The following is a 5,587-nucleotide window of genomic DNA, read 5'->3' on the forward strand; positions in this document are numbered from 1 at the left end:
AATAACTTTGTTAATACCGCGACTGGCCATGCCGGTCTCCTTTATTGGTTGTTCTGATAGGGCGCCAGCTGCGCCTTTATAGCTTGTTCATTGTAATCCGTTTTATGCACTTTTAAATAGGCAGTTTGCTCTGCCGGCACAATCCGGACTTCCTCCACACCGTTAACCTCAGCGAGCGCCGCAGCGAGCTGCTCAACCTGCTCGTGCTTCAGAGTGTGCAAGGTAAAACTAAGGTTTTTCCATTGTGGCGGCGGCTGCATGCCGGCCGTTATCAGGAACCAGCATAGTAGCAGCACCACGCAGAAAATCCCAATGCCCATTAAGCCGAAATATTGCAGCATCAGCCCTCCGCTCAAGCCTCCGACAAAGGCCCCTGAAAACTGTGCAGTCGCATAAATACCGCTGGCGCTGCCTTTACGCCCCGCGGGCGCGAACCGTGTGAGCGATGATGGCAGGTTAGCCTCGAGGAAATTAAAGCCAGTGAAAAATACGACAATGGCTGCCACCAGGTACAGCCAGTGCGCCGGAATAAATCCGATAATGGCCACGGCGGTTATCAACAGAACAATGGCGACGCGGAAATAAAATGGTTGCTGACGTTTTTTCTCAGCGCGGATCAACATAGGTATCATCAGCGCAAAAGAAGCCAGCAGCGCCGGCAGATAAAGCCAGGCGTGCTGTTGAGCGGCAAGTCCACCGGCAACCAGCTGCACCGGCACCACCACGAAAAATGCCGTCAGGATGCAGTGCAATACAAATACGCCGGCATTGAGTCGCGCCAGTTGCCCGTGGGTCAGCAGACTTTTCAGTTCGCCGCGCAGCGGCAGCACATCGCCTTTAGCACTGCGTGCTTTGACCTCTGGCACCGCAATCAGCAGCACCAGAATGCCAGCGACGGCGCTCACTGCAGTAAACGCGAACAGACCAGATAAACCGATGTACTGACCTAACAAAGGACCCAGCACCAGCGCTATCGCAAAAGATAAACCGATGCACATACCAATCAGCGCCATTACTTTCGGTCGCTGTGAATCACGGGTGACATCGGCAGCCAGCGCCAGAATCGCGGCGGCAATAGCGCCCGTACCCTGCAATGCGCGCCCGATCACCACCCCGGTCAGGGTATCGGCGGCGGCCGCCACCAGGCTACCGATGGCAAATACCACCAGGCCCCCGACAATGACTGGCCGGCGGCCAATACGGTCCGACAACATCCCCAGCGGGATCTGCAACAGTGCCTGGGTGAGCCCGTAGGCTCCGATTGCCAGACCGACTAAGACTGGCGTGTAGTCCGGGTAGCTTCTACCATAAATAGCTATAACCGGCATGATCAAAAACAGCCCTAACATCCGTAATCCAAAGACCGCCGCTAGGGCCCCTGAGGCGCGGCGCTCAATTGAGGTCAGGCGATGTTCGCTGGGTGGTGATGACATTTTATTCCCATGGCCAATAATGAAAATCGCTGCTGATTGTACCAGAAGGTGTCGCCTGTGCGATAATGCTCGTTTGGTTTGATGTTGATTTAGCAACCGGAGTCGAAAGTTAACTATGGATAAAATTGAAGTACGCGGAGCCCGCACCCATAACCTTAAAAACCTGCAACTGACGATTCCCCGTGACCAGCTAATCGTGATCACGGGGTTGTCCGGTTCCGGCAAATCTTCCTTAGCTTTTGATACGCTGTACGCTGAGGGTCAACGTCGTTACGTCGAATCCCTGTCGGCTTACGCCCGGCAGTTTCTGTCGTTAATGGAAAAGCCCGATGTGGACAGCATCGAAGGCCTGTCGCCGGCAATATCCATTGAACAGAAATCAACATCCCATAACCCGCGCTCCACTGTTGGTACCATTACCGAAATTTATGACTACCTGCGGCTGATGTTTGCCCGGGTTGGCGAGCCGCGCTGTCCGACCCATAACGTTACGCTGGCGGCGCAGACGGTATCGCAGATGGTTGACCACGTATTGGAATTACCCGAAGGCGAAAAGCTGATGCTGCTGGCTCCGATTATCCAGGAGCGTAAGGGTGAGCATACTAAGGTGCTTGAGAACCTCGCCGCCCAAGGCTTTATCCGGGCCCGCATTGATGGGCAGCTTTGCGATTTAAGCGATCCGCCTACGCTTGAGCTACAAAAGAAACATACCATCGAAGTGGTGGTTGATCGTATTAAGGTTCGTGAAGGTCTGGAGCTTCGCCTGGCCGAATCATTTGAAACGGCACTGGAACTTAGTGGCGGCACGGCGCTGGTGGCGCCAATGGATGAAGATTCCACGCTGGAGACCATGATTTTCTCGGCCAACTTCGCTTGCCCCCATTGCGGCTACAGCGTACAGGAACTCGAACCCCGATTGTTTTCGTTTAATAACCCGGCCGGCGCCTGTACCTCGTGCGACGGCTTAGGTATTGAGCAGTTCTTCGACCCTGACCGGGTGGTGGCCAACCCCGACCTGAGTCTTACCGGCGGCGCGATCCGCGGCTGGGATAAGCGCAATTTTTACTATTATCAGATGCTGCAGTCGCTGGCCAAGCACTATGGTTTTGAGCTGAATAAGCCCTTTAACTCACTCAGCCAGGCACACCGCGATAAGCTGCTATACGGTAGTGGCGATGAAAAAATTGAATTCGTCTATCTGAATGACCGCGGCGATCGGGTGGTTCGTAAGCACCCGTTTGAAGGTATAATTCCGAACATGCAGCGGCGCTATCGTGAGACCGATTCGCAGGCGGTGCGCGACGAACTGGCCAAATATCTGGCGGCCCAGCCGTGTAAGAGCTGTGGCGGTGCCCGTTTGCGGCAGGAAGCGCGTTATGTGTTCGTGAATGACACTACACTGCCACAGATCGTTGAACAATCCATTGGTGATGCGCTGGAGTTTTTCCAGCAACTGGAACTTGAGGGGCAGCGCGCCCAGATTGCCGAAAAGATTCTCAAAGAGATTAACGACCGGCTGGGCTTTCTGGTGAACGTTGGTCTGAATTACCTGAGCCTGTCGCGCAGCGCCGAAACCCTCTCCGGTGGGGAAGCCCAGCGCATCCGCCTGGCCAGCCAGATTGGCGCCGGCCTGGTGGGCGTGATGTACGTACTCGATGAGCCATCCATTGGCTTGCATCAGCGCGATAACGAACGCTTGCTCGGCACCCTCACCCACCTGCGCGACCTGGGTAATACAGTGATCGTGGTTGAGCATGATGAAGAGGCTATCCGTGCTGCCGACCATGTCATCGATATTGGCCCTGGTGCCGGTATTCATGGCGGCGAAGTGGTGGCGCAGGGCACCTATCAAGAAATCCTCGATTGTGAGCGCTCACTTACAGCGGACTATTTGTCTGGCCGTAAAAAAATTGAAGTGCCGGCAAAGCGCAATAAGCCTGGCAAGCACTGGATTAAGTTAAACGGCGCCCGCGGTAACAACCTCAAAGATGTGGATCTGGCACTACCGGTCGGCCTGATGAGCTGCGTCACCGGCGTGTCCGGTTCGGGTAAATCGACGCTTATTAACGATACCCTGTTCCGCATTGCCCATCGCGAACTGAATAAGGCCACTGTGGTAGAACCTGCAGCCCACCGTGAGATCGACGGGATGCAGTATCTCGATAAGGTAGTCGATATCGATCAGAGCCCAATCGGCCGTACTCCGCGTTCAAATCCTGCCACTTATACCGGTATTTTTACGCCAATCCGCGAGCTTTTCGCAGGCACTGAAGAATCGCGTTCTCGCGGCTACAAAGTCGGCCGCTTTAGCTTTAACGTGCGCGGCGGACGCTGCGAGGCGTGCCAGGGCGATGGCATGATCAAAGTCGAAATGCACTTCCTGCCGGATGTTTATGTACCTTGTGATATCTGTAAGGGTAAGCGCTATAACCGCGAAACCCTTGAGATTAAATACAAAGGCAAGAGCATCCATGAAGTGCTGGATATGACTGTCGAAGACGCTCATGAGTTTTTCGCGCCGGTGCCAGCCATTGCCCGGAAGCTTCAAACTCTGATGGATGTCGGCCTGAGCTATATCCGGCTTGGTCAGTCGGCGACCACCTTGTCCGGTGGTGAGGCACAGCGGGTTAAATTGTCCCGTGAGCTGTCCAAACGCGACACTGGTAAGACTTTATACATTTTAGATGAGCCGACTACCGGCCTGCACTTTCATGACATTCAGCAGCTGCTGACGGTGCTTCACCGCCTGCGTGACCACGGCAACACCATAGTGATTATTGAACACAACCTGGATGTGATTAAAACTGCTGACTGGATTGTTGATTTAGGTCCGGAAGGTGGCTCAGGTGGTGGCGAAATTCTTACTGCAGGTACGCCCGAGGAAATTGTTAAATGTGAGCGCTCGCATACGGCACGTTTCCTGGCGCCTCTGTTGAAGCGCACCTGAGCCGGCGGAGCATGAACATGACCCAGGATGTTATCAGTGGCGGCCAGTCGATTCAGGCACCGGAGGATCTTAAGCCACTCCTGGAAGAGATCCTGCAAGAGGCGCTGCAAACAGATGAAGGCAAGGTCGCTGACTATATCCCGGCGCTGGCCGAGGTCGACCGAAACTATTGCGCGCTGACCGTAGCCACCCTCGACGGTAAAATTACCTCAGTGGGTGATTCCGAAACCGTGTATTCGATTCAGTCCATTTCGAAAATATTCGGCCTCATGATGGCCATGGATCGGGTTGGCGATGAATTATGGCAGCGGGTTCAGATGGAACCATCGGGGCAGCCGTTTAATTCAATCGTGCAGCTGGAATGGGAAAAAGGCATACCACGCAATCCCATGATTAATGCCGGTGCTATTCTGGTCAGCGACGTACTGGTAAGCCATTATTCGACCAGTAAATCGGCGTTGCTCAATATGGTGCGGTCACTTTGCAATAATGAAGGTATTCTTGCTGATTCGCGCGTCCATGAATCAGAGAAAACCCACGGCAGCCGTAATTCAGCGCTTGCTTACCTGATGAAAAGCTTCGGTAATATCAACAGCGACGTGACCGAAGTCCTGGATCACTATTTCTGGCAATGTTCACTGACACTGTCCACGGAAGATTTAGCGCGCGGGCTGGCGTTTCTGGCTAACCGCGGGGTTTGTCCACGCAGCGGCGAGAAAATCACGTCCCATCGCGATGCGCAGCGCATTAACGCGTTGCTGAGTACCAGCGGTATGTATGATCAGTCGGGTGAGTTTGCCTTTACCGTGGGGCTGCCAGCCAAAAGCGGCGTTGGCGGTGGTATGGTGGCAATCGTTCCGGATTACGGCGTCATCAGCGCCTGGAGCCCGCCTCTTAACAGCTTCGGCAACCCGGCACGGGCCATGGCTATGATCCGCCACTTCGCCAACCGCCTCGGATTGTCAGTGTATTAGTCGCCCGTGGTTCTACCACGGGGGCAATAAAAAAGGGAGCCGAGGCTCCCTTTTTCTTAGCTTCACTCGTGGCAGAACCACGGGCTACTAGCTTAGCTGATGATTTTAGATACAACACCAGCGCCAACGGTACGGCCGCCTTCACGGATTGCGAAGCGCAGACCTTCGTCCATTGCGATTGGGTGGATCAGTTCAACAACAAACTTCAGGTTGTCACCAGGCATAACCATTTC

Annotated in this window: 3 protein-coding genes and 1 pseudogene; 2 read left to right on the top strand and 2 right to left on the bottom strand. The window is 54.3% G+C overall.

Going from position 1 to position 5,587, the window contains the following annotated elements; all coding sequences use genetic code 11:
* Positions 1 to 41: 41 nt before the first annotated feature.
* Positions 42 to 1,433, bottom strand: coding sequence for an MFS transporter (locus tag R3196_RS10620; RefSeq protein WP_318936747.1), 1,392 nt, complete (start codon positions 1,431 to 1,433; stop codon positions 42 to 44).
* A gap of 115 nt (positions 1,434 to 1,548) precedes the next feature.
* Here R3196_RS10620 and uvrA point away from each other — a divergent pair, with 115 nt between their 5' ends.
* Both uvrA and glsA read left to right on the top strand, forming a co-directional pair.
* The gene (uvrA, locus tag R3196_RS10625) at positions 1,549 to 4,380 is read left to right on the top strand and encodes an excinuclease ABC subunit UvrA (RefSeq protein WP_318936748.1); all 2,832 of its coding nucleotides are present in this window, start codon (positions 1,549 to 1,551) and stop codon (positions 4,378 to 4,380) included.
* A 17-nt stretch (positions 4,381 to 4,397) separates the two neighbouring features.
* The gene (glsA, locus tag R3196_RS10630; RefSeq protein WP_318936749.1) at positions 4,398 to 5,354 is read left to right on the top strand and encodes a glutaminase A; all 957 of its coding nucleotides are present in this window, start codon (positions 4,398 to 4,400) and stop codon (positions 5,352 to 5,354) included.
* A gap of 92 nt (positions 5,355 to 5,446) precedes the next feature.
* On the opposite strand, the pseudogene tuf reads toward glsA, so the two are convergent.
* Positions 5,447 to 5,587: pseudogene (tuf, locus tag R3196_RS10635) on the bottom strand (elongation factor Tu); the annotation flags it as partial.

Origin of the sequence: Pseudidiomarina sp., assembly GCF_033722695.1 — a bacterium.
Lineage (GTDB): Bacteria > Pseudomonadota > Gammaproteobacteria > Enterobacterales > Alteromonadaceae > Pseudidiomarina.

What these genes read in the sequence shown, in the direction of transcription:
- R3196_RS10620 (WP_318936747.1), bottom strand. Translation starts at nt 1,433, where the DNA reads ATGTCATCACCACCCAGCGAACATCGCCTGACCTCAATTGAGCGCCGC.
- uvrA (WP_318936748.1), top strand. Translation starts at nt 1,549, where the DNA reads ATGGATAAAATTGAAGTACGCGGAGCCCGCACCCATAACCTTAAAAAC.
- glsA (WP_318936749.1), top strand. Translation starts at nt 4,398, where the DNA reads ATGACCCAGGATGTTATCAGTGGCGGCCAGTCGATTCAGGCACCGGAG.